Annotated in this window: 27 protein-coding genes; 14 read left to right on the top strand and 13 right to left on the bottom strand. The window is 63.5% G+C overall.

Going from position 1 to position 21336, the window contains the following annotated elements; genetic code table 11:
• Positions 1–239 precede the first annotated feature (239 nt).
• A complete protein-coding gene (locus MESAU_RS02355; RefSeq protein WP_015314444.1) occupies positions 240–668 on the top strand; it encodes a DUF6481 family protein in 429 nt (142 codons plus the stop codon).
• Between the two features lie 158 nt (positions 669–826).
• Here the strand turns inward: MESAU_RS02355 and sugE are convergent, their stop codons facing one another.
• Together sugE and MESAU_RS32165 are read right to left on the bottom strand one after the other, a co-directional pair.
• Positions 827–1141, bottom strand: coding sequence for a quaternary ammonium compound efflux SMR transporter SugE (gene sugE / locus MESAU_RS02350; protein WP_015314443.1), 315 nt, complete (start codon positions 1139–1141; stop codon positions 827–829).
• A gap of 197 nt (positions 1142–1338) precedes the next feature.
• A complete protein-coding gene (locus MESAU_RS32165; protein ID WP_015314442.1) occupies positions 1339–1464 on the bottom strand; it encodes a hypothetical protein in 126 nt (41 codons plus the stop codon).
• Between the two features lie 211 nt (positions 1465–1675).
• Between MESAU_RS32165 and MESAU_RS02345 the strand changes: the two genes are divergently transcribed.
• The 3 genes from MESAU_RS02345 (at position 1676) to MESAU_RS02335 (ending at position 4088) form a co-directional block, all read left to right on the top strand.
• Positions 1676–2485, top strand: a complete 810-nt coding sequence (locus tag MESAU_RS02345; RefSeq protein WP_015314441.1) for a transglutaminase-like domain-containing protein — start codon at positions 1676–1678, stop codon at positions 2483–2485.
• A 118-nt stretch (positions 2486–2603) separates the two neighbouring features.
• Entirely contained in the window at positions 2604–3557 is a 954-nt protein-coding gene (locus MESAU_RS02340; protein ID WP_015314440.1) for a cation diffusion facilitator family transporter, read from the top strand.
• Positions 3558–3683: 126 nt separating this feature from the next.
• Complete coding sequence (locus MESAU_RS02335) at positions 3684–4088, top strand: GFA family protein (protein ID WP_015314439.1); 405 nt, start codon at positions 3684–3686, stop codon at positions 4086–4088.
• 3 nt (positions 4089–4091) lie between these two features.
• Here the strand turns inward: MESAU_RS02335 and MESAU_RS02330 are convergent, their stop codons facing one another.
• Positions 4092–5348, bottom strand: a complete 1257-nt coding sequence (locus MESAU_RS02330; protein ID WP_015314438.1) for a DNA recombination protein RmuC — start codon at positions 5346–5348, stop codon at positions 4092–4094.
• A gap of 103 nt (positions 5349–5451) precedes the next feature.
• Here MESAU_RS02330 and def point away from each other — a divergent pair, with 103 nt between their 5' ends.
• Genes def through truA form a run of 4 tightly spaced genes read left to right on the top strand, consistent with a single transcriptional unit; the run spans position 5452 to position 8219 of the window.
• Positions 5452–5982, top strand: coding sequence for a peptide deformylase (def, locus tag MESAU_RS02325; RefSeq protein ID WP_015314437.1), 531 nt, complete (start codon positions 5452–5454; stop codon positions 5980–5982).
• A 4-nt stretch (positions 5983–5986) separates the two neighbouring features.
• Positions 5987–6940 carry a methionyl-tRNA formyltransferase gene (fmt, locus tag MESAU_RS02320; RefSeq protein ID WP_015314436.1) on the top strand — a complete coding sequence of 318 codons (954 nt, stop codon included), beginning with the start codon at positions 5987–5989 and terminating at the stop codon, positions 6938–6940.
• Positions 6937–7443, top strand: a complete 507-nt coding sequence (locus MESAU_RS02315; protein ID WP_015314435.1) for a GNAT family N-acetyltransferase — start codon at positions 6937–6939, stop codon at positions 7441–7443. Before fmt ends, MESAU_RS02315 begins: the two co-directional genes overlap by 4 nt.
• Before the next feature lie 23 nt (positions 7444–7466).
• The gene (gene truA / locus MESAU_RS02310; protein ID WP_015314434.1) at positions 7467–8219 is read left to right on the top strand and encodes a tRNA pseudouridine(38-40) synthase TruA; all 753 of its coding nucleotides are present in this window, start codon (positions 7467–7469) and stop codon (positions 8217–8219) included.
• Positions 8220–8250: 31 nt separating this feature from the next.
• Here truA and MESAU_RS02305 read toward each other — a convergent pair whose 3' ends face one another.
• Both MESAU_RS02305 and dapE read right to left on the bottom strand, forming a co-directional pair.
• On the bottom strand, positions 8251–8883 hold the full coding sequence (locus tag MESAU_RS02305) for a hypothetical protein (RefSeq protein WP_015314433.1): 633 nt from the start codon (positions 8881–8883) through the stop codon (positions 8251–8253).
• A gap of 5 nt (positions 8884–8888) precedes the next feature.
• Positions 8889–10082, bottom strand: a complete 1194-nt coding sequence (gene dapE / locus MESAU_RS02300; protein ID WP_015314432.1) for a succinyl-diaminopimelate desuccinylase — start codon at positions 10080–10082, stop codon at positions 8889–8891.
• A 125-nt stretch (positions 10083–10207) separates the two neighbouring features.
• Here dapE and MESAU_RS02295 point away from each other — a divergent pair, with 125 nt between their 5' ends.
• Positions 10208–11251 (top strand): 2-dehydropantoate 2-reductase, encoded by a 1044-nt coding sequence (locus MESAU_RS02295; protein WP_015314431.1) that lies wholly within the window; start codon positions 10208–10210, stop codon positions 11249–11251.
• Here MESAU_RS02295 and MESAU_RS02290 read toward each other — a convergent pair.
• From MESAU_RS02290 to dapD, 4 genes are all read right to left on the bottom strand, one after another.
• Positions 11151–11927 (bottom strand): hypothetical protein, encoded by a 777-nt coding sequence (locus tag MESAU_RS02290; protein WP_015314430.1) that lies wholly within the window; start codon positions 11925–11927, stop codon positions 11151–11153. The genes MESAU_RS02295 and MESAU_RS02290 overlap by 101 nt on opposite strands.
• Positions 11928–11996: 69 nt before the next feature.
• Positions 11997–12380, bottom strand: a complete 384-nt coding sequence (locus tag MESAU_RS02285) for a DUF805 domain-containing protein (protein WP_027143826.1) — start codon at positions 12378–12380, stop codon at positions 11997–11999.
• Positions 12373–12735, bottom strand: coding sequence for a DUF805 domain-containing protein (locus MESAU_RS02280; protein ID WP_015314428.1), 363 nt, complete (start codon positions 12733–12735; stop codon positions 12373–12375). Before MESAU_RS02280 ends, MESAU_RS02285 begins: the two co-directional genes overlap by 8 nt.
• Before the next feature lie 71 nt (positions 12736–12806).
• Positions 12807–13661 (bottom strand): 2,3,4,5-tetrahydropyridine-2,6-dicarboxylate N-succinyltransferase, encoded by an 855-nt coding sequence (gene dapD / locus MESAU_RS02275; protein ID WP_015314427.1) that lies wholly within the window; start codon positions 13659–13661, stop codon positions 12807–12809.
• A gap of 142 nt (positions 13662–13803) precedes the next feature.
• Here dapD and MESAU_RS02270 point away from each other — a divergent pair, with 142 nt between their 5' ends.
• The gene (locus tag MESAU_RS02270) at positions 13804–14652 is read left to right on the top strand and encodes an LOG family protein (RefSeq protein ID WP_015314426.1); all 849 of its coding nucleotides are present in this window, start codon (positions 13804–13806) and stop codon (positions 14650–14652) included.
• Positions 14653–14739: 87 nt separating this feature from the next.
• Here MESAU_RS02270 and MESAU_RS02265 read toward each other — a convergent pair whose 3' ends face one another.
• The gene (locus MESAU_RS02265) at positions 14740–15444 is read right to left on the bottom strand and encodes a pyrimidine 5'-nucleotidase (RefSeq protein WP_015314425.1); all 705 of its coding nucleotides are present in this window, start codon (positions 15442–15444) and stop codon (positions 14740–14742) included.
• Positions 15445–15607: 163 nt separating this feature from the next.
• On the opposite strand from MESAU_RS02265, the gene MESAU_RS02260 reads away from it, so the two are divergent.
• The 3 genes from MESAU_RS02260 to MESAU_RS02250 all read left to right on the top strand — a co-directional run bounded on the left by MESAU_RS02260 (position 15608) and on the right by MESAU_RS02250 (position 18175).
• Complete coding sequence (locus MESAU_RS02260) at positions 15608–16369, top strand: GGDEF domain-containing protein (RefSeq protein ID WP_015314424.1); 762 nt, start codon at positions 15608–15610, stop codon at positions 16367–16369.
• Between the two features lie 184 nt (positions 16370–16553).
• On the top strand, positions 16554–16739 hold the full coding sequence (locus MESAU_RS02255) for a hypothetical protein (protein ID WP_015314423.1): 186 nt from the start codon (positions 16554–16556) through the stop codon (positions 16737–16739).
• Positions 16736–18175: a GMC oxidoreductase gene (locus tag MESAU_RS02250; RefSeq protein ID WP_015314422.1), complete on the top strand. Its 1440-nt coding sequence runs from the start codon at positions 16736–16738 to the stop codon at positions 18173–18175. Before MESAU_RS02255 ends, MESAU_RS02250 begins: the two co-directional genes overlap by 4 nt.
• Positions 18176–18243: 68 nt before the next feature.
• On the opposite strand, the gene MESAU_RS31435 is transcribed toward MESAU_RS02250, so the two are convergent.
• A complete protein-coding gene (locus MESAU_RS31435) occupies positions 18244–18411 on the bottom strand; it encodes a hypothetical protein (protein ID WP_015314421.1) in 168 nt (55 codons plus the stop codon).
• 94 nt (positions 18412–18505) lie between these two features.
• Between MESAU_RS31435 and MESAU_RS02245 the strand changes: the two genes are divergently transcribed.
• On the top strand, positions 18506–18997 hold the full coding sequence (locus MESAU_RS02245; RefSeq protein WP_015314420.1) for a MarR family winged helix-turn-helix transcriptional regulator: 492 nt from the start codon (positions 18506–18508) through the stop codon (positions 18995–18997).
• 17 nt (positions 18998–19014) lie between these two features.
• Here MESAU_RS02245 and MESAU_RS02240 read toward each other — a convergent pair whose 3' ends face one another.
• Both MESAU_RS02240 and MESAU_RS02235 read right to left on the bottom strand, forming a co-directional pair.
• Positions 19015–19983 carry an amino acid ABC transporter permease gene (locus MESAU_RS02240; protein ID WP_015314419.1) on the bottom strand — a complete coding sequence of 323 codons (969 nt, stop codon included), beginning with the start codon at positions 19981–19983 and terminating at the stop codon, positions 19015–19017.
• Positions 19980–21284 carry an NAD(P)/FAD-dependent oxidoreductase gene (locus tag MESAU_RS02235; RefSeq protein ID WP_015314418.1) on the bottom strand — a complete coding sequence of 435 codons (1305 nt, stop codon included), beginning with the start codon at positions 21282–21284 and terminating at the stop codon, positions 19980–19982. Before MESAU_RS02235 ends, MESAU_RS02240 begins: the two co-directional genes overlap by 4 nt.
• Between the last annotated feature and the right edge of the window lie 52 nt (positions 21285–21336).

Here is a 21336-nt window from a genome sequence, read left to right as displayed (position 1 = left end):
TAGAGCATGATATCGTCCGAAAACCGCTTTCCCCTTTTCGGCATCATGCTCCAGAGGTAGCGACGCGTCCGTCGCGCCGCCAGAGGCTGGCTGGTGAACAGTGCATGTCGATTTCGGCGGAAAATGCGTCTCCCGGGTGCAACATCCCGGAATTTCATGGCTGGCATGCCGTTTTGGCGCTTGAACTCCCGGTTTTCGCGCGTATGTAAGCGTCGCGAATAGACTTCAAGGAAGTGGACTTGGCTATCTACAGGGAAAAAGACATTTTCGAGCGGCGCAATGCCGCGACCGAGGCAAAGAAGGCGCTTCTGGAGCGCTTCAAGTCAAAGCCGGCAGCAGACGATCCCGCGGTGCTGGCACGACAGGCCGAACGCAAGGCGATCCTTGCGGCTCGTGAGATCCGCGAGGCCGAGAAGGCCAAGCTGAAGCAGGAAAAGCTGGCACGCGAGGCGATTGAGAAAGCCGAGCGTGAGGCAGCAGCCGAAGCTGCGCGCATTGCCGCCGAAGAGGCAGCGCAAGCGGATGCCAAGCTTCGGGAAGCTGAAGAGAACGAGCGTATCGCTCGTTTGCTTGCCGATGAAGCAGAGCGCAAGGCAAAGCGCGACGCACGCTATGCGGCACGCAAGCAGCGCACCGGCAGGACACCGCCCGGCTTTACGGGTCGCTAACAGCGCACTCGCCTCGATGGATGATGAATGAGGGACGCGCCAAGGCGCGGCCCTTTTTCGCGTTTATCGGTGTTGCCCACGGGAAGCCTCCCTGCATCCAGGGATGTCGATTCATGGATGTCAGCTCGATCGATAGCGTCAGCCGGTGGACAGGCCGTTCAGGCCGCGAATTTCAGCCCCATGATACCGCAGACGATCAACGCGATGCAGCCGAGCCTGATCGCCGTCGCGGGCTCGCCCAGCAGCCAGACGCCGAGCAGCGCCGTGCCGACGGTGCCGATACCGGTCCACACCGCATAGGCGGTGCCGACAGGCAGCGTCTTCAGTGCCAGGCCAAGCAAGGTCAAGCTGACGATCATCGACGCGACCGTGAGCACGGTCGGAACAAGCCTGGTGAAGCCGTCGGTGTATTTGAGCCCGATCGCCCAGCCGATTTCGAACAGGCCGGCGAAGAACAGAAGAATCCATGGCATCGGAACGCTCCATCCAGAACATCCGGCCGAAAGGTCTTCGGATGCTCAATCAAACAATGGGCGGGCCGTCCCAACCGGATTCGGGAAATGCGAGGTCGTCCCCGCATCGTCGATATAGGGTGTCTGAACGCCCAATCAACAATTCGCCGGCGGCATGTCGGACGCCGCCGGTGAAATCCATGCACGCTCTGCGATATCTACTTTTCCTTGATCCTCGTCGCCTTGACCGGCGGCGCCTTCAGGGCCGGAGCGGCTACAGGCTTCTTGGCGTCTTTCTTTGGTTTGCGGGCTTCCTTGCCTGCCTTCATCGCACCTTTAGCCATGATTCGTTCCTCCAGTTGCGGGAAACGGAGTGAAACAAGACAAACGCCAGACTGCAAGAGGCGAGTGCCTGCTGCCGGCGCCGGCAGGCCGCTTTCAACCGGTTTCTAATTTGCTCGTAAACCCCGGCAGTCCATGCCATGCTTGTCTTCGCACTGCAGCATCGACCCGTGCACCGCCGGGTGATCGTCAGGCAGGCCCGTCAGGACGACAATGCGGATCCATATCGGCTGCGAGATGAGCTTCGACTTTCCGCAGGAAACGCCGCTCATCTCAATGCTCAATGTACACTATTCCCGCGCCTCCGATCTTGAGCGCCCGGATTTCCTGACCTCCAACCCGCCAGTGCCGATTGAGAGTTATCGCGACAGTTTCGGCAACTGGTGCAACCGGCTCGTCGCCCCGCCCGGGCGTTTCACTTTCGGTACGGATGCGGTGATCCGCGACTCCGGCACGTTCGAGATGGGCGAGTTGATGGCGTGGCAGCATGAGGTGCGCGACCTGCCGGCTGAAACGCTGCTGTTCCTGCTGCCCAGCCGGTTTTGCGAAAGCGACCTCTTGGCAAGCGAGGCATGGCGGCTGTTCGGCCATATGCCATCAGGCATCCCGCGCGTGCAGGCGGTGTGCGATTTCGTCCACAACCACATCGTCTTCGACTACGGCAACGCACGGGTGACGCGCACCGCCGCGGAAGCCTGGCGCGAACGGAGCGGCGTGTGCCGCGATTTCGCGCATCTTGCCGTCACGTTTTGCCGGGCACTCAATATCCCGACGCGCTACTGCACAGGCTACATCAGCGACATCGGCATGCCGAAGCCTTGGGCGAGCATGGATTTCTGCGCCTGGATGGAGGTTTATCTCGGCGGCCGCTGGCACGCTTTCGATCCGCGCAACAACGCGCCACGCATCGGCCGCATCCTGATCGCCTCCGGCCGCGACGCGGCGGATGTGCCGCTAACCCATATCTTCGGGCCAGGGTTGCTTGCGGGCTTCAAAGTGTGGACCGACGAGATCCAGGAATAGCTGGCCTTCCCGCCAGCAGGTTTCGAACACATTGAACGACCCGACGATTGGCGCGTTGTGATGGCTGTGCAACTCCGCGGCAGAGCCGCTACACTGCCTCGAAGAGGATAGAACCTGCATGGCTGGACACGGCGGCTCCAGAACGGTTATCTACGCGGCGCTCGCCGGCAATCTCGCCATAGCGTTGACCAAATTCGCCGCCACCTTTTTCACCGGCAGTTCGGCCATGCTGTCGGAAGGCGTGCATTCGCTGGTCGATACAGGCAATGGCGGCCTGTTGCTCTACGGCATGCACCGGGCGGCACGCCCCGCGGACAGCTCGCACCCGCTCGGCCATGGCCGTGAACTCTATTTCTGGAGCTTCATCGTCGCCCTTCTGGTCTTCGCGCTGGGCGCTGGCGTGTCGTTCTACGAGGGCATCATCCACATCATGGCGCCGGAGCCGGTCGCCAACGCTAGGGTGAACTACATCGTTCTCGGCCTGTCCTTCCTGTTCGAAGGCAGCTCCTGGCTGGTGGCGCTGAAGGAATTCCGCAAGCAGAAGGGCAAGCAGGGCTGGCTGCAAGCCGTGCAATCGAGCAAGGATCCGAGCGTCTATACCGTGCTGTTCGAAGACAGTGCCGCCCTTCTCGGCCTGGCCGTCGCCTTTGCCGGCATATTGGCGGCGGAGATTTTCGAGATGCCCGAACTCGACGGCGCCGCCTCGATCGGCATCTCGCTCATCCTCGGCACGACGGCAATCTTCCTGGCGCGTGAAAGCAAGGGCCTGCTCATCGGCGAGCCGGCCTCACCCGAGGTGCAGAGGAAGGTGCTGGCGATCGTCCAGCAGGATCCGGCGGTGCAGCGGGCGAACGGCGTGCTGACGGTGCATATGGGTCCGGAAGAAATCGTCGCCGGCCTGAGCATCGAATTCGAGGACCATTTGTCGGCGCCGGAGATCGAGGCCTGTGTCGAGCGCATCGAGGCGCGGTTGAAGAAGGAGATGCCTGAGATCACGCGGCTGTTCGTCAAGCCGCAGACGTCAGGCACCTGGGAAAAGCGGCGCAAGCTGATCGAATCCGCGTCCGGATAGATTCGAGTACGAACTTTGCGACACCGCGGTGCACTTTTCGGGATTCTGGCCTCTGGACCAGCGCCCTGCCGTTGCCTCGGGTCTCCGTGCCGCTAAAATCAGCCGATCGAAGTTGGAGGAATGACAATGAAGATCGACGGCGGCTGCCATTGTGGCGCCATCACCTATGAGGCGGAGGTCGACCCGGAGAAGACCTCGATCTGCCATTGTACCGATTGCCAGCAACTGACCGGTACGGCATTTCGCGTTACCGTTCCTGCGACGGAGGATCACTACCGGATCACCAGCGGCGAACCGAAGATCTACATCAAGACCGTGGCGAGCGGCGCCAAGCGAACGCAGGCTTTTTGTGCCGACTGCGGCTCGCATCTCTATGCGACATCGGTCGGCGACGGTCCGAAGGTCTATGGGATCAGGGTCGGGACCTCGCGGCAGCGCCAGAACCTGGTCCCGAGACACCAGAAATGGCACCGGTCGGCGCTGCACTGGCTTCCGGAATTCGAGGGTATGACGACGGTCGAAGAGCAGTAGCGTTCAGTCGTCGCCTTCGACGACCCTCAATCTCAGCTGCCCGGTCTTTGAATCGGCAGCGCGCGGTGCGGCCTCCACCTTGGCAGGGGCGCCGCCGCGCGGGGCGTCGGGTTCGCCTTCTCCGAATTCCAGCGCCTCGATCTTCTGGCCACGCTTGGTCACTTTCGAGGTCGAGACGAGTATGTCTTCGATGTCCTTGGCCGACTGGCCGAAATGGCCCTGCAATTTGCGCACCCGCTCGTCGACACGCTGGACGTCTTCCATCAGCCTAATGACTTCGCCCTGGATCAGATGCGCCTGCTCGCGCATGCGCGCATCCTTGAGGATCGCCTGGATGACCTGGATCGACAGCATCAAGAGCGAAGGCGAGACGATGATGACGCGGGCACGGTGCGCCTTCTGGACAACCGCTTCGAAATTCTCGTGGATTTCGGCGAACACCGATTCCGACGGCACGAACATGAAGGCGGTGTCCTGGGTTTCGCCCTGGAGCAGGTATTTTTCCGAAATGTCGCGGATATGGACCTCGATATCGCGGCGGAAGGCCTGGGCCGCGACCTTCTGCAGGTCGGCGTTATCGGCGGCCCGGATGGCATTCCACGCTTCCAGGGGAAATTTGGCATCGATGGCAAGCGACGGCGCGCCGTTCGGCATTTTCACCAGGCAGTCCGGCCGGCTGCCGTTCGACAGCGTCGCCTGGAATTCGTAGGCGCCGTGCGGCAGGCCGTCGGCGACGATCGCCTCCATGCGCGACTGGCCGAAGGCGCCGCGCGTCTGCTTGTTGGAGAGGATCGCCTGCAGCTGCACGACCTGGCCGGCCAGCGACTGGATGTTGCCTTGCGCGGTGTCGATGACCGCCAGCCGCTCCTGCAGTTTCGCGAGGCTCTCATGCGTGGACTTGGTCTGCTCGGTCATGGTCTGGCCGATGCGGCCGGTCATGGCGTCGAGCCGCTGGCCGATCGACTGCGTCAATTCGGCTTGGCGGGCGCCGAACACTTCGGCGATGGCGCCCATGCGGCCCTGCATCTCGGCCTGGGATTGCAGAATGCCGGCCATCCGCGCCTCGGCGTCGCGGGCATGGTCGGCGGCTTCCGCTGCGGCGACCGCGCGCGCCTTGGCCGAGCGCCACAGCGCGATGACGAGCGCCACGAACAAGCCGAGAAACAGCAATGTGGCGACGGCCAAGACGTGGCCGAGCGTGATAGTCGAGGCGCCGAGCCGTGCGGCGGGCTCCGAAAGGATGGTGCTCAGATCATTCATGTGGACAGCATAGCCGATTCGGCGGTCTGGCACAGATCAAAACGTGAACGAGGCGCAGGCGCACCGGTTGACGCCTTTCTATTGAGGTCTTAGGTGAAACGCCATGCCGATCAAGCCGCTTATCATTCTTCCCGATCCCATCCTGCGCCAGGTCTCCAAGCCGGTGGAGCGCGTCGACGCGCCGGTACGCAAACTGGCCGACGATATGCTGGCAACTATGTATGACGCACCCGGCATCGGGTTGGCGGCAATCCAGGTCGGCGAGCCTCTGCGCATGCTGGTGATCGATCTCGCCAAGGAAGACGAAACCCCGGCGCCACACGTCTTCATCAACCCGGAAATTCTCGAAAGCGCCGACGCGCGGTCCGTCTACGAGGAAGGCTGTCTGTCGATCCCTGATTACTATGCCGAGGTCGAGCGCCCGGCTTCGGTGAGGGTCAAATATCTGGACCGTGACGGCAAGCTGCAGGAGATCGAGGCCGAGGGGCTGATGGCAACCTGCCTGCAGCACGAAATCGACCACCTCAACGGCGTGCTGTTCATCGACCACATCTCGAAGCTGAAGCGCGACATGGTGGTGAAGAAGTTCAAGAAGCTCGCCAGGGACAAGGCGCCAGGCAAGCTGGTGGGATAGGGCAATGCCCCTTCGCGTCATCTTCATGGGCACGCCGGAGTTTTCGGTGCCGACGCTGCGCGCCATCGCCGAGGCTGGCCACGAGATTTCAGCCGTCTACACGCAGCCACCGCGCGCCGCCGGCCGGCGCGGGTTGGAACTGACGCCGTCACCGGTGCAGCGCGAGGCCGGGCGGCTTGGCATCGAGGCGCGAACGCCGGCATCGTTGAAAAGCGAGGCCGAGCAGGCTGCTTTTGCCGACCTCGGCGGCGATATCGCCGTGGTCGTCGCCTATGGATTGCTGTTGCCCAAGGCAATTCTTGACGCACCCCGGCTTGGCTGCGTCAACGGCCACGCATCGCTTTTGCCGCGCTGGCGTGGCGCCGCGCCGATCCAGCGCGCCATCATGGCTGGAGATACCGAGACCGGCATGATGGTGATGCGCATGGAGGCGGGGCTGGATACCGGCCCGGTGGGACTGGTTGAAAAATGCGCCATCGGCCCCGATATGACAGCCGGCGATCTGCATGATCGGTTGATGAGTGTCGGCGCTGCCCTGATGGTGGAAGCGTTGGCGCGGCTGGAACAGAACACCCTGGCATTTACCGCGCAGGCGGCCGAAGGGGTGACTTACGCCAGGAAAATCGATAAATCCGAGACGCGCGTGGAGTGGACACGGCCCGCGGCCGAGGTTCACAATCACATTCGTGGCCTGTCGCCGTTTCCCGGCGCCTGGTCCGAGATTGAAATTGGCGGCCGTATGGAACGGCTGAAACTGCTTCGCTCGACGCTATCCGAAGGCGTGTCGCCTTCGGAAGATTTGGGCGGGTCGGGAGGAATTCTCGATGACCGGCTGACAGTCGCCTGCGGAAAAGGCGCGGTTAGGCTGGTCGAAGTTCAACGTGCGGGCGGAAAGCCCGCCGCCGCGTCGGAATTCTTGCGCGGAGCCAAGATCGAAAAAGGACTGAAATTCTCATGAGCATGATGTCGATACGCGCGGCGACGCCGCGGGACCGCGAGGCCATCCGCCTCGTCGAGGAACACGCTTTCGGCCAGCAGACGGAGGCCGGACTGGTCGACGCGTTGGTGACCGGCGGTGACGCCGTCGTCGAACTGGTGGCGGAAGAGGACGGCCAGGCCGTCGGCCATATCCTGTTTTCGCGGCTGTTCGTTCAGAGCGGCGGTAAGAGTTTTGCCGCCGTGGCGCTTGCGCCGCTGGCGGTGGAGCCTTCCTTCCATGGCAGCGGCATCGGCGGAGCGTTGATCCGCGAGGCCCATATTCGGCTCAAGGACGCCGGCGAGACACTGGCCGTCGTGCTGGGCGATCCGGCCTATTACGGCCGTTTCGGCTATAGCCACGCCCGCGCAGAAAAGTTCGAAAGCGAATACCAGGGCGAGGCGCTGCAGGCGCTGGCCTGGGGCGAAGCTCCCGAATCCGGCAGGCTGGTCTACGCCTCCGCCTTCACCGCTCTCGCCGCCTAGGCGGGGGCGTATAGCCGACCGGCATGCCGCGTTTTCGCCTCGATATCGAATATGACGGCAGCCTGTTTGCCGGCTGGCAGCATCAGGCCGACCAGCCTTCGGTGCAGCAGGCGATCGAGCAGGCGATCGAGAAATTCTGCGGCGAGGCGGTCCGGCTGCGCGCCGCCGGCCGCACCGATGCCGGCGTGCACGCGACCGCGCAGGTGGCGCATGTCGACCTTGCCAAGGCGTGGCCCGACGACAAGGTGCGCGATGCCGTCAATGCACACCTGCAGGCGGCCGGCGCGCGCATAGTCATCCTGAAGGCCACGATCGTCCCGGACGATTTCGATGCCCGTTTCTCCGCCATTGGCCGGCACTATCTCTACCGCATCCTCAACCGGCGGGCGCCCTCGGCGCTGGAAAAGGGTAAGGTGTGGTGGGTGCCGAAGCGGCTCGATGCCGCCGCCATGCACGAGGCGGCGAAGCTCCTGCTCGGCCGGCACGACTTCACCACCTTCCGCTCGACGCAGTGCCAGGCCAACAGCCCGATCAGGACATTGGAGCGGCTCGATGTGAGCCGGGCGGGCGATGATCTGATCGAGGTGAGGGCATCTGCACGATCCTTCCTGCACAACCAGGTGCGCTCGATGGTCGGCTCGCTGAAGCGGGTCGGCGACGGCGGCTGGACATCGGGCGACCTCAAGGCGGCGCTCGAGGCGCGAGACCGCGCCGCCTGCGGGCAGGTAGCGCCGCCCGACGGGCTTTTTCTCATCGGCGTCGATTATCCCGGGTAGAACCCTGGTTCTGCCGGGTAGAACCCTGGTTCTATCCAGGATAAAGCCCGGAAAGGCTCTGGGCCCCGACATCGTCCGGCACGGAGATGCCAAGCAGCATCTGCAGTCCGAACAGGACCAGCAGCGAAGCGACGAACATGCCGACGAAAACTGCGGTGCCGAAGGCAGCGCCCCTGCCGATCGTCGCGTTGGTCATGCGCCAGGTTAGCACCATCGACAGGGAAAATAACAGCAGCGACACAAGGCTCGAGACCTGGCTTGCCGAGGACAGGAAAAGCCTGATCAGCGCCGAAGGCAGCATCAGCCAGGCGGTGATCGCCGAGGCCCAGTTGCTGGCCACGACATAGTGGACGAAGCGCCCGCCAATGCCGGCGCGCCGCGCCACCAAGGCGAGCGCCACCAGCGGCAGTACCCAGGAGCCGATATCGACTGTCGCCAGTCGCACCAGCATGCTGAAGCGGCCGGCGAAGGCATCGGGATCGCCGATCTCGTTGGCGATGCCGACCCAGCCGACGATCAGCGCCGGTGCCGCGACGATGATGGCGAAGAACGAATTCCAGAAGCCGTCGGCCGTGAGGTCGAGCAGGCGCAGGCCGTCGGCCTTGCCGAGCATCAGCCGCCAGGCGCCGGTCAGCGAAGCTTGGGTTTCGTCCGCCGAAAGCATGCTGATCAGCCCTGTCCGAACCAGTCGTCGATGAAGCGCTGGTAGATCCGCGTCAGCGTTTCCAGATCGGCGATGGCCACGCGCTCGTCGACCATGTGCATGGTCTTGCCGACCAGGCCGAATTCGACCACCGGGCAATAATCCTTGATGAAGCGCGCATCCGATGTGCCGCCGGAGGTGGATAGCGCCGGCTTTTTGCCGACCACCGCCTTGACCGAGCCGCTCAGCGTCTCGACCAGCCTGTCGTCGCGGGTCAGGAAGACGTGGCTCGGCCGGTCGCGCCAGACCAGCTCATAGTCGACTGGCGTCTTCTTGCCCGGCCGGTATTTCTTGCGCCCAGCCGCCTGATCGAGGCGGTTGTGGATTTCCGCCTGGACCGTCTCGGCCGTCCAGCTGTCGTTGAAGCGGATGTTGAAGGTGGCGGTTGCCTTGGCGGGAATGACGTTGGTGGCCGGGTTGCCGACATCGATGGAGGTCACCTCGAGGTTGGTCGGCTGGAAATCCTTGGTTCCCTTGTCGAAGACGGGATGCAGCAAGGCGTCCACCAGGCTCATCAGGCCGCGCACCGGGTTGTCGGCAAGCTGCGGATAAGCGGCATGGCCCTGGCGGCCATTGACGGTGATGCTACCCGACATCGAGCCGCGCCTGCCGATCTTGATCATGTCGCCGAGCGTGTCCGGATTGGTCGGCTCGCCGACGATCGAGGCGTCCCATTTCTCGCCTTTGGACGCGGCCCATTCGAGCAGCTTGACCGTGCCGTTGATGGCAGGCCCTTCCTCGTCGCCGGTGATCAGCAGCGAGACCGAGCCCTTCGGGCCACCATTCGCCTCGACGTGGCGCGCCACCGCGGCGATGAAGCAGGCAATGCCGCCCTTCATGTCGACCGCGCCGCGGCCATACATTTCGCCATTGGCGATATCGGCGGCGAAAGGCGGATGCGTCCAGGCGGCTTCGTCGCCGACCGGCACCACGTCGGTATGACCCGCGAACATCAGATGCGGGCCATTGCCGGAGCGCCGTGCATAGAGGTTTTCGATGTCGGGCGTGCCGTCTTCGGAGAACACCGGCCGATCGACCAGGAAGCCGAGCGGCTTCAGCATCGCCTCCAGCGCGCTCAGCGCGCCGCCTTCGGCTGGTGTCACCGAGGCACAGCGGATGAGAGAGGCAAGGTTTGCGGCGGGGTCAGTCGGCAGCGTCATGGCAAAAGCGATAGTCGAAAGCGAATGGCCTGTCACGGCCAGACATAGGGCCAAGCCAATGGCCGACGATACCGCCGACATTATGGTTTTCATGTCGTATAGTTCTGGCTGATGCGGAGTAAGAGATGGCAAACGGCGAAAAGAGAATCGTCATCGCCGGCGCCGGCAGCATTGGCTGTTATGCCGGCGGCTGCCTGGCGCTCGCCGGGCGGCGGGTTGTCCTGCTTGCCAGGCCGCGCATCGAGGCAGCGCTCCGGCAGGGCGGATTGCGCGTCAGCGACCTCGAGGGCCGCGATCGCCTGATCAAGCCGGCAGAGCTTGTCGTCACCGCCGATCCGGCCGCGTCCTTGCCGGGGGCCGATGTGATCCTGGTCACCGTCAAGAGCGGCGCGACGCGGGAAATGGCGGCACTCATCAAGGCCCATGCCCGTCCCGATGCCGTGGTGGTGAGCCTGCAGAACGGCGTCGACAACGCCGACAGGCTGCGCGCGGTGCTTGGCCCGCGAACGGTGCTGGCTGGCATGGTGCCGTTCAATGTCGTGCAATCAGCCGATGGAGAGCTGCCGTTGCGCGTCCACCGCGCCAGCGACGGCAAGGTTATGGTCGAAGAAGGCAATGCCGGCCTTGCCGATCTTCTCGACACCGAAGGCCTGGCTGTCGAAACGCGTGGCGATATGAAGGCCGTGCTGTGGGGGAAGCTTCTGATGAACCTGAACAATGCGCTGGTGGCGCTGTCAGGCCTGCCGCTGGTAGCCGAACTTGCCGACCGGCGCTGGCGGCTGATCCTGGCCAGCCAGATCGACGAGGCCTTGCTGGCGATGAAGGCCTCCGGCATCGAGCCGGCGCGGATCGCCGGCCTGCGCCCGACGCTGCTGCCGAAGGTGCTCAGGTTGCCCGACTGGCTGTTCAAGCTCCTGGCCCGGCGCATGCTGGCGATCGATCTCGAGGCGCGCTCGTCGATGTGGGACGATCTGCAGCGTGGCCGGTCGACCGAGATCGACGACTTGCAGGGCGCTGTTTTGCGGCTCGCTGAAAAAGCCGGTACGCCGGCGCCGACGGTCCAGCTTATCAGCGCGCTGGTGCGCGCGGCGGAAGCCGAGCGGCTTGGCTCGCCAAGCCTGGTGCCGGAGAAGGTTGTGGCGCCGCCGTCCGGCCGTCGATCAACGTGATCTTCTGCCAGATCTTGCGCGACAGGTTGTACGCCAGGTTCTCGATGTCGTTGACGCCGTCGATGACGACGGCGTCATTGACGGATTGCGCGAACAGCGCCGCGATCTTGCCGGTGATCGACAGCATTTCGGAGCAATAGTCGAGATAGCGCGCGAGATCCGCGGCATTGGTGAGACGGGCCGGCGAATGCGCCGTCGGCTTGAAGCTGGCCGACAGCGCCGCCGGATCCTTGGTCAACTGGTGCATGTCGATGACATGGATCAGCGATCTGAGGCCGTGCAACTGGCGAAACACCTGCTTGCGCTTGATGCGCTCCTCGGTGCGGATCAGGGCCAGGAAGCCGAGCACGGCGAGGATGATCATGTTGATCGTGGCTTCGATGCCTTGCACCGACTGCACCGCGTCGTCGGCCTGGGAGATGTGAATGAGCGGCAGGATGGTGCCGACGAACAGGAAGATCAGCGCGCCCGCGATGACGGCGGCGACGATGATGCCACGCAGCCACCAGATAGGCGCTTCCAGGGCCTTGGCGGCCTTGGCCAGATCGCGCGACAGCGACACAAGTTCGGCGGCAACGCCGCGCAACCCGGCCTCCGGAAAACGGTCGGCCACACGCCCTTCCAGCCGCTCGGCGGTTTCGATGATCAGTTTCGGATCAAGCGTGCGGTAGCGCATGGCGATCCGATCGGCCCCCTAGGGCATGATGCCGAAAAGTGTGAAGCGGTTTTCCGACGACGTCATGCTCTATTTCTTTGATTCTGCCGGCTCGTTGGTGCGCCGGCCATAACGGTTGGGTCCAGGCTGCCCTGGAAACAGGCACAACACAAGGAAGGCGACGATCGAGACGACCGGCACGAACAGGATCAGCGCGGCGATACCCGGCTTGTCGAGGTCGTGCAGCCGCTTCACCGCCAGCGCGATGTTCGACCACAGCGAGGCGATGAAGGCGATGAAGAAGATGAACGACCACATGTTGCTCTCGGCCGAACCCTCCGGCACCAGCGTGAAGCGGTACAGCGGAAATGCCTGGATGATGGCGACGAGCAACCCGCCGAGAAAATAGGCCGCGCGGCTGACGCGGCCCGAGGTCTTGAAGAAAAGCCAGTTGAGATCCGATCTTTCAGGCAAGCGGGTCCGATCCATATTGATTGGCACCCCTGGTGCCTTCGAGAATGCCGAGTTCGACCAGCAGCCAGATGCCGCCGATGACGGGTACGAAGCCAATCAGCGTCCACCAGCCCGACTTGTTGCGGTCGTGCCAGCGTTTGGCATAGAGGGCAATCGCGAAATAGATCGATGCCAGCGCGAAGAGGATGCCGATGATGCCGATCTGGGCACCGCTGGCCGTGGTGACACGCGTGCCGAGGATCGCATCGAGAATGAAAGCAATAACGCCGATAACGATGAATACGCCGATGCCAGCCCAGAACTTGCTCCGGTTGATACGGCCATCAAAGCTTGTGAGCAGATATTTCCAGTCCATGTCACCCCTCCAGTTGAACCAGCGCGGCCGATTGTCGCGCTGGCGGAAGGTGCGCCTGCCGGGCGGAAAGATCAATCGCGCAGCAATTCGTTGATCGAGGTTTTGGACCGGGTCTTGGCGTCGACCCGCTTGACGATGACGGCGCAGTAGAGACCTGGGCCCGGCTCGTTGTTTGGAAATGCCTTGCCCGGCAGCGAGCCGGCGACGACCACGGAATTCGGCGGCACCTCGCCATAGAAGATCTCGCCGGTGGCGCGGTCGACGATCTTGGTCGACTGGCCGATGAAGACGCCCATGCCCAGAACCGAGCCTTCGCGCACGATGCAGCCCTCGACCACTTCGGAACGCGCCCCGATGAAGCAATTGTCCTCGATGATGGTGGGGCCGGCCTGCATCGGCTCCAGCACGCCGCCGATGCCGACGCCGCCCGAAAGGTGGACGTTCTTGCCAATCTGGGCGCAGGAGCCGACCGAGGCCCAGGTATCGACCATGGTGCCGCTATCGACATAGGCGCCGACATTGACGAAGGACGGCATCAAAACCGCGCCCGGCGCGACATAGGCCGAACGGCGCACGATCGACGACGGCACGGCGCGGAAGCCCGCCTTCTCGAAATCGACGGCGCCCCAGCCGTCGAACTTGGACGCCACCTTGTCCCACCACACGGCCTCGCCGGGGCCGCCCTTGATGATCTCCATCGGATTGAGCCGGAAGGAGAGCAGCACCGCCTTCTTCAGCCACTGGTTGACATGCCACTTGCCGTCGGCCTGCCGCTCGGCAACGCGGGCGGTGCCGCGGTCGAGCAGGTCGAGTGCCGACTGGATGGCGTCGCGCACCTCGCCGCGGGTCGCGGTCGAAATGGCGTCGCGTTCCTCGAAGGCCCTGTCGATGGTCTTTTCGAGGCTCGCCAGATCGGGCTTCGACATGAATTTGCTCCATTACCAAGCTGTTAAGGGCTGCGCCTTAACCTGTTTAAAAGTCGCGCGGACCCTATGTTAAGGTGGAATGGGGGTCAATCGCGCCAGCGTCATGGGACGGCGCAAGTAAAGGAATGGACGGGTGGATTCGATGACTCCCATGGAAAAGGCGGGATGGACGCCGCTGCCGCACTCGGATGAGGATCTGGAGCGGTCGAAAAGCGTGCCGGACACGCCGCAAACGCGGGCCGAGACCTACCGCCTGGCCTGGAACGATCCCGACTTCATGACCCGGCGCGAGCTGCGCGCCGTCAGGCTGCAACTGGAACTGCTGAAGCCGGAAATGATCCTCGCCGAGCGCGGCATTCGTTCGACCGTGATCCTGTTCGGCGGCGCGCGCCTGCCGGAGCCCGGCGGCGAGGCCTGGGCGGCCAAGAACGAGATGCAGAAGAAGAACCTTGAGGAAAACAGCAAATATTACGAGGAGGCGCGCAAATTCGCCCGCCTCTGCTCGCAGCAGTCGGCCACGTCATATTATCGCGAATATGTGGTGGTGACCGGTGGCGGTCCGGGCGTCATGGAAGCGGGAAACCGCGGCGCCGATGATGTCGGCGCGCCGTCGATCGGGCTCAACATCGTGCTGCCGCACGAGCAGGCGCCGAACCCCTATGTGACGCCGGAGCTCTGTTTCAACTTCCACTATTTCGCCATCCGCAAGATGCACTTCGTCATGCGCGCCAAGGCCGTGGCGGTGTTTCCCGGCGGCTTCGGCACGATGGACGAGTTCTTCGAGACGCTGACGCTGATCCAGACCGGACGCATGGAGCGCGTGCCGGTGATCCTGTTCGGCAAGTCCTTCTGGAAGCGGGCGATCGACCTCGACTTCCTCGCCGAGCAGGGCACGATCAGCCCGGGCGACCAGGATATCATCGATTTCGTCGACACAGCCGACGAAGCCTGGGGCATCATCAGCCGCTTCTACAAGCTAGGGAGTGAGTGAGTGAGTAGGCAGTGGGAATTAGTGAGTAGGGATTAGTAGTGAGCGAGCGAAAGGTGTGCTCCTCCACTACTCACTACTCACTACTCACTACTCACTACTCACTATTCCCGTCAAAAATTCCGCGAGATCGTCGGTGACGTAGTCGACGTCGTCTTCCTGCGCCGGGTCGCGTTCCCAGATTTCCGAGAAGGTCGGCTCGAAATTGCGCGGCACCACGAGAACCGTGGTCATGCCCAGCGACTTCGGCACGGCCAGGTTGCGGGCGAGGTCCTCGAACATCACCGCATTGTGGCCGGTGACGGCGTGCAGTTCGGCGAACTTCTCGTAGGTCTGGCGCGCCGGCTTGGGATTGAGGCCGGCAGCGACGATATCGAAAATGTCGTCGAAATGGTCGAGGATGCCAAGTTGGCGCGCGGTGCGCTCGGCATGCCTGCGGTCGCCATTGGTGAAGATGAATTTGCGGCCGGGAAGCTGGCGGATGGCGGTGCCGAGAACAGGATCGGGCACCAGCCACGAATAGTCGATGTCATGGACCTTCTCCAGAAAGTCGTCGGGATCGATGCCGTGGCGCGTCATCAGCCCGTTCAGCGTCGTGCCGTATTCGCGATAGAGCTCCTTCTGCAGCTTGCGCGCCTCCTCGCGCGGCAGCGCCAGCAGTTCCCCGACATAGGCGGTCATCTTGACGTCGATCTGGGAGAACAAATTCGAGTGATGCGGGTAGAGCGTGTTGTCGAGGTCGAACACCCAGTCGGTGACATGGGCGAAGCGGGCGGGATCGGGAAGCGTGGTCATGCGCTCCTTATGGCATGAAACAGGGATTCTGAAAGGGACTTTATCCACAACTTATGCGCGTCGAGAGTGGCGGAAATGGCCTCACGATTCAAATTTTAGCCATCCCGGAAAGGTGGCCTTCAGGGCTTGCTGGCACAGAGACAAGTCCTGTGGGGAGCCCGCGATGAATAGCATTATTCTCAAATCCGCCGCCATCGCCTTGGCCTCCGTCGCTGCCTCGCTCCTGCTGACATTGATCATAGTCCCAGCGATGGGATTCCCGGTCACGCGCACGATCTGGCTGACGTCGACGGTCTGTCCGCTGGTCCTTGCCTGGACGGCATGCGCCGGCACGTTCTGGCAGAGCGACAGGTTGAAAAATGCCCATCGCGAATTGGCCCGTGCCCATGCCCAACTCGCCGCGGCGCACCGCCGCCTGGCGGAAAAGGCGAGCCGCGACGACATGACCGGCATGCTCAACCGGGAAAGCTTCTTTGCCGCGCTGGACGGCTCCCGGCGCAAGTCCGACCGCGGCGCGCTGCTGATCATCGACGCCGATCATTTCAAGAAGATCAATGACAATTTCGGTCACCTGACCGGGGATGACGCGCTGCTGTTGATCGCCAGCGCCATCGAGCGCGGCGTGCGCAGCGGCGACGTGCTCGGCCGGATCGGCGGCGAGGAGTTCGGCGCGTTTCTGACCGGAGCCACGGAACAGGAGGCCAAGCGCGTTGCCGAACGGATCCGTCGCGAGGTCGAGCTGATCCGCTTCCGACCCGTCGATGAGCGAACCATTCCGTTGACCGTTAGCATCGGCGGCACCGTGTGCGGCGAGGATGTCAACGTATCGGACCTGATGCGCGCCGCGGACCGGCGCCTCTACCAGGCCAAGCATGCGGGCCGCAACCTGACGATCCTCGATACCGACATTTCCGAAGCCGCATGAGCGGGTTGGCCAGCACACCCGGCCGGTTAAGAAATCTCTAACCCTGTTTGCATCCGGTTGTGCCGCTTGTCAGGCTTTTTACCGCCGTGAGGCCATGCTTGGCACAATACTGGCTTCCGTGACGATGCGTGTGCCGTTCGGGGAATGTCATGCGCGCATCGAAGCCCCAGCCGAGAGGCCTGTCATGAGTTTCTTCATCAAAAGAATGTCGCGCCGCACGCTCGTGCAGGCGCTGATCGCCCTGCCTGCCCTGTCCTTGTTCCGCAAGCTGCCTGATGCCGACGCCACCCATGCCGGTTCATCCCGGGCCAATCCCGACGAGATCGTCGAGGTCAATGGCTGGATCCTGAAGCGGAGCGACCTGGCATGATCTTCGACAGCTACGACGCGTATCGCGCCGCCAATTTCGCGCCAAAGGTCTGTGTCCTTGGTTCCGGCCCCGCCGGCACCACGATCGCCAGGAAACTTGGCGCGGCCGGCATCCCGGTCGTGGTGCTGGAAGCCGGCTCGCGGGAATTCAGCGACGAGTCGCAGGATTTCTACCGCGGCACCACGGTCGGCGATTTCTACTTCGACCTCGATATCACCCGGTTGCGGTTCATGGGCGGCAGTTCCAATCACTGGGCCGGTTGGTGTCGCGTGCTCGACAAACAGGATTTCGAGCCGAAAGCCTGGGCACCCGACACCGGCTGGCCGATCCGGCGCGCCGACATCGAACCCTATCTTGCGGAAGTGCGCGATATCCTCGACCTTCCCGATTTCCGGCCAGATGTGCCGATCTCGGACGACATTCGCTGGGTGCAGCTGATCAAGAGCCCGGCGGTCCGGTTTGCAGAAAAGTTCGGCGACCAACTCGACCAGAGCAAAAACATCGCCGTCGTGCTCAACACCTACGCCACCGAGCTTGCCGGAGATGGCAAACGCGTGACCGGCGCCAGATTATGGTCCAACGGGCAGGACGCCGGCCCGTTCAGCGCCGACTATTTCATCGTCTGCACCGGCGGACTGGAGAATTCCCGGCTGCTTTTGTGGTCCAACCGGCGCTCCAACGGCGGCGTCGTGCCGAACGCGACGGCGCTTGGCCGCTACTGGATGGAGCATCCGACCTTCGAGGGCGGCAATGCCATCCTGGCCGACGACGGCGCGTTCGAGGTCGATGCCGTCAAGGAGGCCTTCTTCTCGCCGATGGCTGCCGCGATGGAACGGCTCAGGATCATGAATTTCGGCATCAGGCTGATCGAGACTCCCTATCCGGGCGTCAAGAGCCTGATCGCTGATCTTGCCTGTACGGCGCCGCACATGGCGGAATGGGTGTCGGGCAAGCTCGACCAGAACCTGCGTTGCGCCGCTCAGCTTTATGTCGCCTGGGAACAGGCGCCGCTGGCTTCGAACCAGATCGAGCTGTCGAAGACCGAGGTCGACCATGCCGGCGTGCCGCGCATCGAACTGCACTGGAAGAAATCGGAACTGGAACGCCGCACCCTTCTCGAAGGCTTAAGGCTGTTCGGCACGACGCTTGCCCAGAAGAACCTGGGCCGGGTGCGCATTGCCGACTGGATCTCGAAGGGCGACGATTATCCGACCAACGAAGAGACGGCGGGCCACCATCATATGGGCGGCACGCGCATGGGCACCGACGTCACCAGGAGCGTGGTGGACGCCAACTGCAAGGTGCATGGCATGGACAATCTCTATGTCGGCGGCTCTTCGGTCTTTTGCACGTCGGGACAAGCCAATCCAACGACGACGATCACCGCGCTCGCCTGCCGGCTGGGTGAGCATCTGAGCAAGGTGGTCACGGTCTGAGCGCAGTCGTCGTCCCTGCTCGGATCACCACCCGTTCTGCCGACGCCAAGGATGGCGCCGGCAGAGGCTCAAAAGCCGTAGAGGGCGATGCGCACCAGCACGGCGGCGGCGGCGAGCGACACCAGCAGGATGCCGAGGCCGATAGGCGATCCCCAGCCGTACCATTCCATCGCCAGCTTCGCGTATCTGAACTCTTCCTCATGCGAGAGAGGCGTACGCTGTTGGATCAGGCTCATTTTCCACTCCTCGTTGGCGGCCGCCCCTTGCCTATCGCAAGCCGTGGCCGCATATTGCTATAATAGTCTAAATATTAGACAGATTGATAATTAGATGATCGAACTAAATTCGTCAAGCGGAGATCGCGCCGAACTGACCGCCGCGATCGGCCTTGCCATCATGCAGTGGCAGGACGCGACGCAGGCCTATGACGATGCGGTAGGCGCGAGACTCGGCCTCAACATGGCCGAGCGCCACTGTATCGGACTGCTGCATGGCGGCCCGCAATCGGCCGGCGCGATCGCGGCCGCGACCGGGCTGACGCCGGCCGCGGTGACCGCGCTGATCGATCGGCTGGAGGCGCGCGGTCTCTTGACGCGCACGCGCAGCCTCGAGGACAGGCGCAAGGTGGTTATCGAGGCAACGGAGACAACACGGGAGCTCTCGGCGCGCTATTACGGCGCCATCGCGCGGGAAGGTGAAAAGCTCATTGCCACGTTCGGCGACGCCGAGCTTGCCACCATCCGGCGCTTCGTCACCGCCGCGCTCGAGCTGCAGCGCGACCAGCTTGTGCGGCTGAAGGCCGAGGCACCGCAGCCGCGCTGATTTTAGGCGTCAAACCCCTAGCGGTCCGATCGGCCGAAGCGCCGTTCGAGATAGGCCTGGCCGAATTCCAGCGCGATCGACAGGATCCAATAGATCATCGAGGCGGTGATCAGCATCTCGATATGGCGGAACTCCGTCTGGCCCATCGTGCGGGCGAGATACATGATCTCCCAGACGCCGACGACCGACACCAGCGAGGAATCCTTCAGCATGGCGATGAACTGGTTGCCGGTCGGCGGGATGATGACGCGCATGGCCTGCGGCAGGATGACCAGCGCCATGGTCTGGCCGGGGCTCAGGCCGAGCGCCGTGGCGCCTTCGCTTTGGCCGCGCGGGATGCTTTCGATGCCGGCGCGGAAGATCTCGGTCATGTAGGCGCCATAACACAGCGACAACGCAACGATGCCGGCCGGCACCGCGCCGATCACATAGCCGACCTGCGGCAGGCCGAGATAGATGATGTAGATCTGCATCAGCAACGGCAGGCCGCGAAACAGCGACGTGTAGAAGGTGGCCAGCCCGTAGACGATGCCGTTGCCGGTCAGTTTGGCGATGGCCCCGATAAGCGCGATGGTCGTTGCGATGAGAATCGAGATCGCCGAAATGTAAAGCGTCGTGGTGACGCCCTGGGTGATCAGGAAGCCAACCTTCCTGGCAATGAAGGCAAAGGAGAGGTCGAAGGAATAGAAGAACAGCATCAGCAGCGCGAACAGCTCGATCCAGACGCCGGCGATCTGCTGGCGTCGGGGCATGAGCAGCAGCAGCTTGCAGTTCACCAGAACCAGGAGCGCGATCAACACGGCCGAGAGGGCGCGCGACAAGGCTGGATTGGCCTGCAACCAGTCGGATGCAAGCGGCATCACCGAGCCGATCCAGCTCGACTTGATGCCCATGGCGTAGAGGGCCGCGGCCAGCAGCGCGGGAAAAAGCGCGGCCGCCGCGTGGCGGGCAAGCCCTGGATGGGAGAGCATCAGCCTGCCGATCATGCCGTCACCTTGTCCTTGGTGGTGGCGCGGCGTTCCCGCCACCAGTCCTGCGCCTGCAATTTCCAGTAGGTGAGCTGCGCGGCGGCTAGGCCACCGGCGCCGCCGGCCCAGCTCAGTCCGAATGGCGCGAATTGCCGATACCGGTCCGAAGCGCCCAGAATGCCCTCGGCGACAATTTTTCCGGCAATCGCCGTGGTGTTGAGGCCATGGCCACCAAAAGCGGTGCAGTACCAGACGCCCGATTGCAGCTCCCCGATCTGGGGCATCAGATGCCGGGCATAGGACATCAGCCCCGACCAGGCCAATTCGGTCTTGAGGCCGGCGAGCTGCGGGTAGGTGCCGACCATTTCACGGCGCAATTCGCGCGCCAGCGCGTCGGCGGAAGCGGCACGCGTGGTGATGCGCCCGCCCCACAAAAGGCGATTGCCGCTCTCTACCAGACGATAATAGTCGCCGGCCCGCCTGTTGTCGCCGACGGCATCGGTGGTGGCGACGGCTTGCGCGATGAGGCGGGGAGCCGCCTCGGAAACCATCACATAGGTCGCGATGGGCAGAAAGGCGCGGTAGAGCTGGCCGAACACCGGGCCGGTATAGCCGCCGGTCGCGAGCACGATCTGGGGCGCCCGAAGCGTGCCCTGGCTCGTGCGCAGCATCTTTTGCGGTCCCGACAGGTCGCATTGCACGACCTCGGAACTCTCATGGATCTTGCCGCCCAGCCGCTCGATCTCGTCGGCCAGGCAACGCAGATAGTTGAGCGGATGGATGTGAAAGGCGTTTGGGTCGCGCAGGCCTTGGTGGTAGCGAGCCGACTTCAGCACCGCGCGCACGTCTTCGCCGCGCAGGTATTGAAGCTCGTAACCGTGGTCGCGTGCCATCTGGTCGGCATAGGCCTTCAGCGCATCGCCGCCGTCGTAGCGCAAGACGCTGAGCAGGCCGGCACGCGGCTGGGCGGCCGATATTCCGAGCGCTTCGATGGTGTCGCGCACGAAGTCCATGCCTTCGATCGACAGCCGGTGCAGGTCGCGCGCTGCCTCCCCGCCGACACGTGCGGCGATAGTGTCGCCGCCGGTGGCGAAGCCGGGTGTGACGAAGCCGCCATTGCGTCCCGAAGCGCCGAAACCAACGACCTGGGCTTCCAGCACGACGACGTGCAGTCCGGCGCGCGCCAGTTGCAGCGCTGTCGTCAGCCCGGCCAATCCGGCGCCGACGACGGCCACGTCACATCGCGCCTCCCCTTTGAGCGGGGGCCGCGTCTTCCGGTCGGTCAGGGTGCGGGCGTAATAGGTGTCCGGATAGGCCATGGCGACTTTGCGGTGAGGGCATTCATGAGGCGAGGTGACGCCCGCCGGCTGC

Source organism: Mesorhizobium australicum WSM2073, from assembly GCF_000230995.2.
Taxonomy (GTDB): Bacteria; Pseudomonadota; Alphaproteobacteria; order Rhizobiales; family Rhizobiaceae; genus Mesorhizobium; species Mesorhizobium australicum.
Note: the sequence above shows the minus strand (reverse complement) of the source record. Positions and strands in the feature narration are given on the sequence as shown.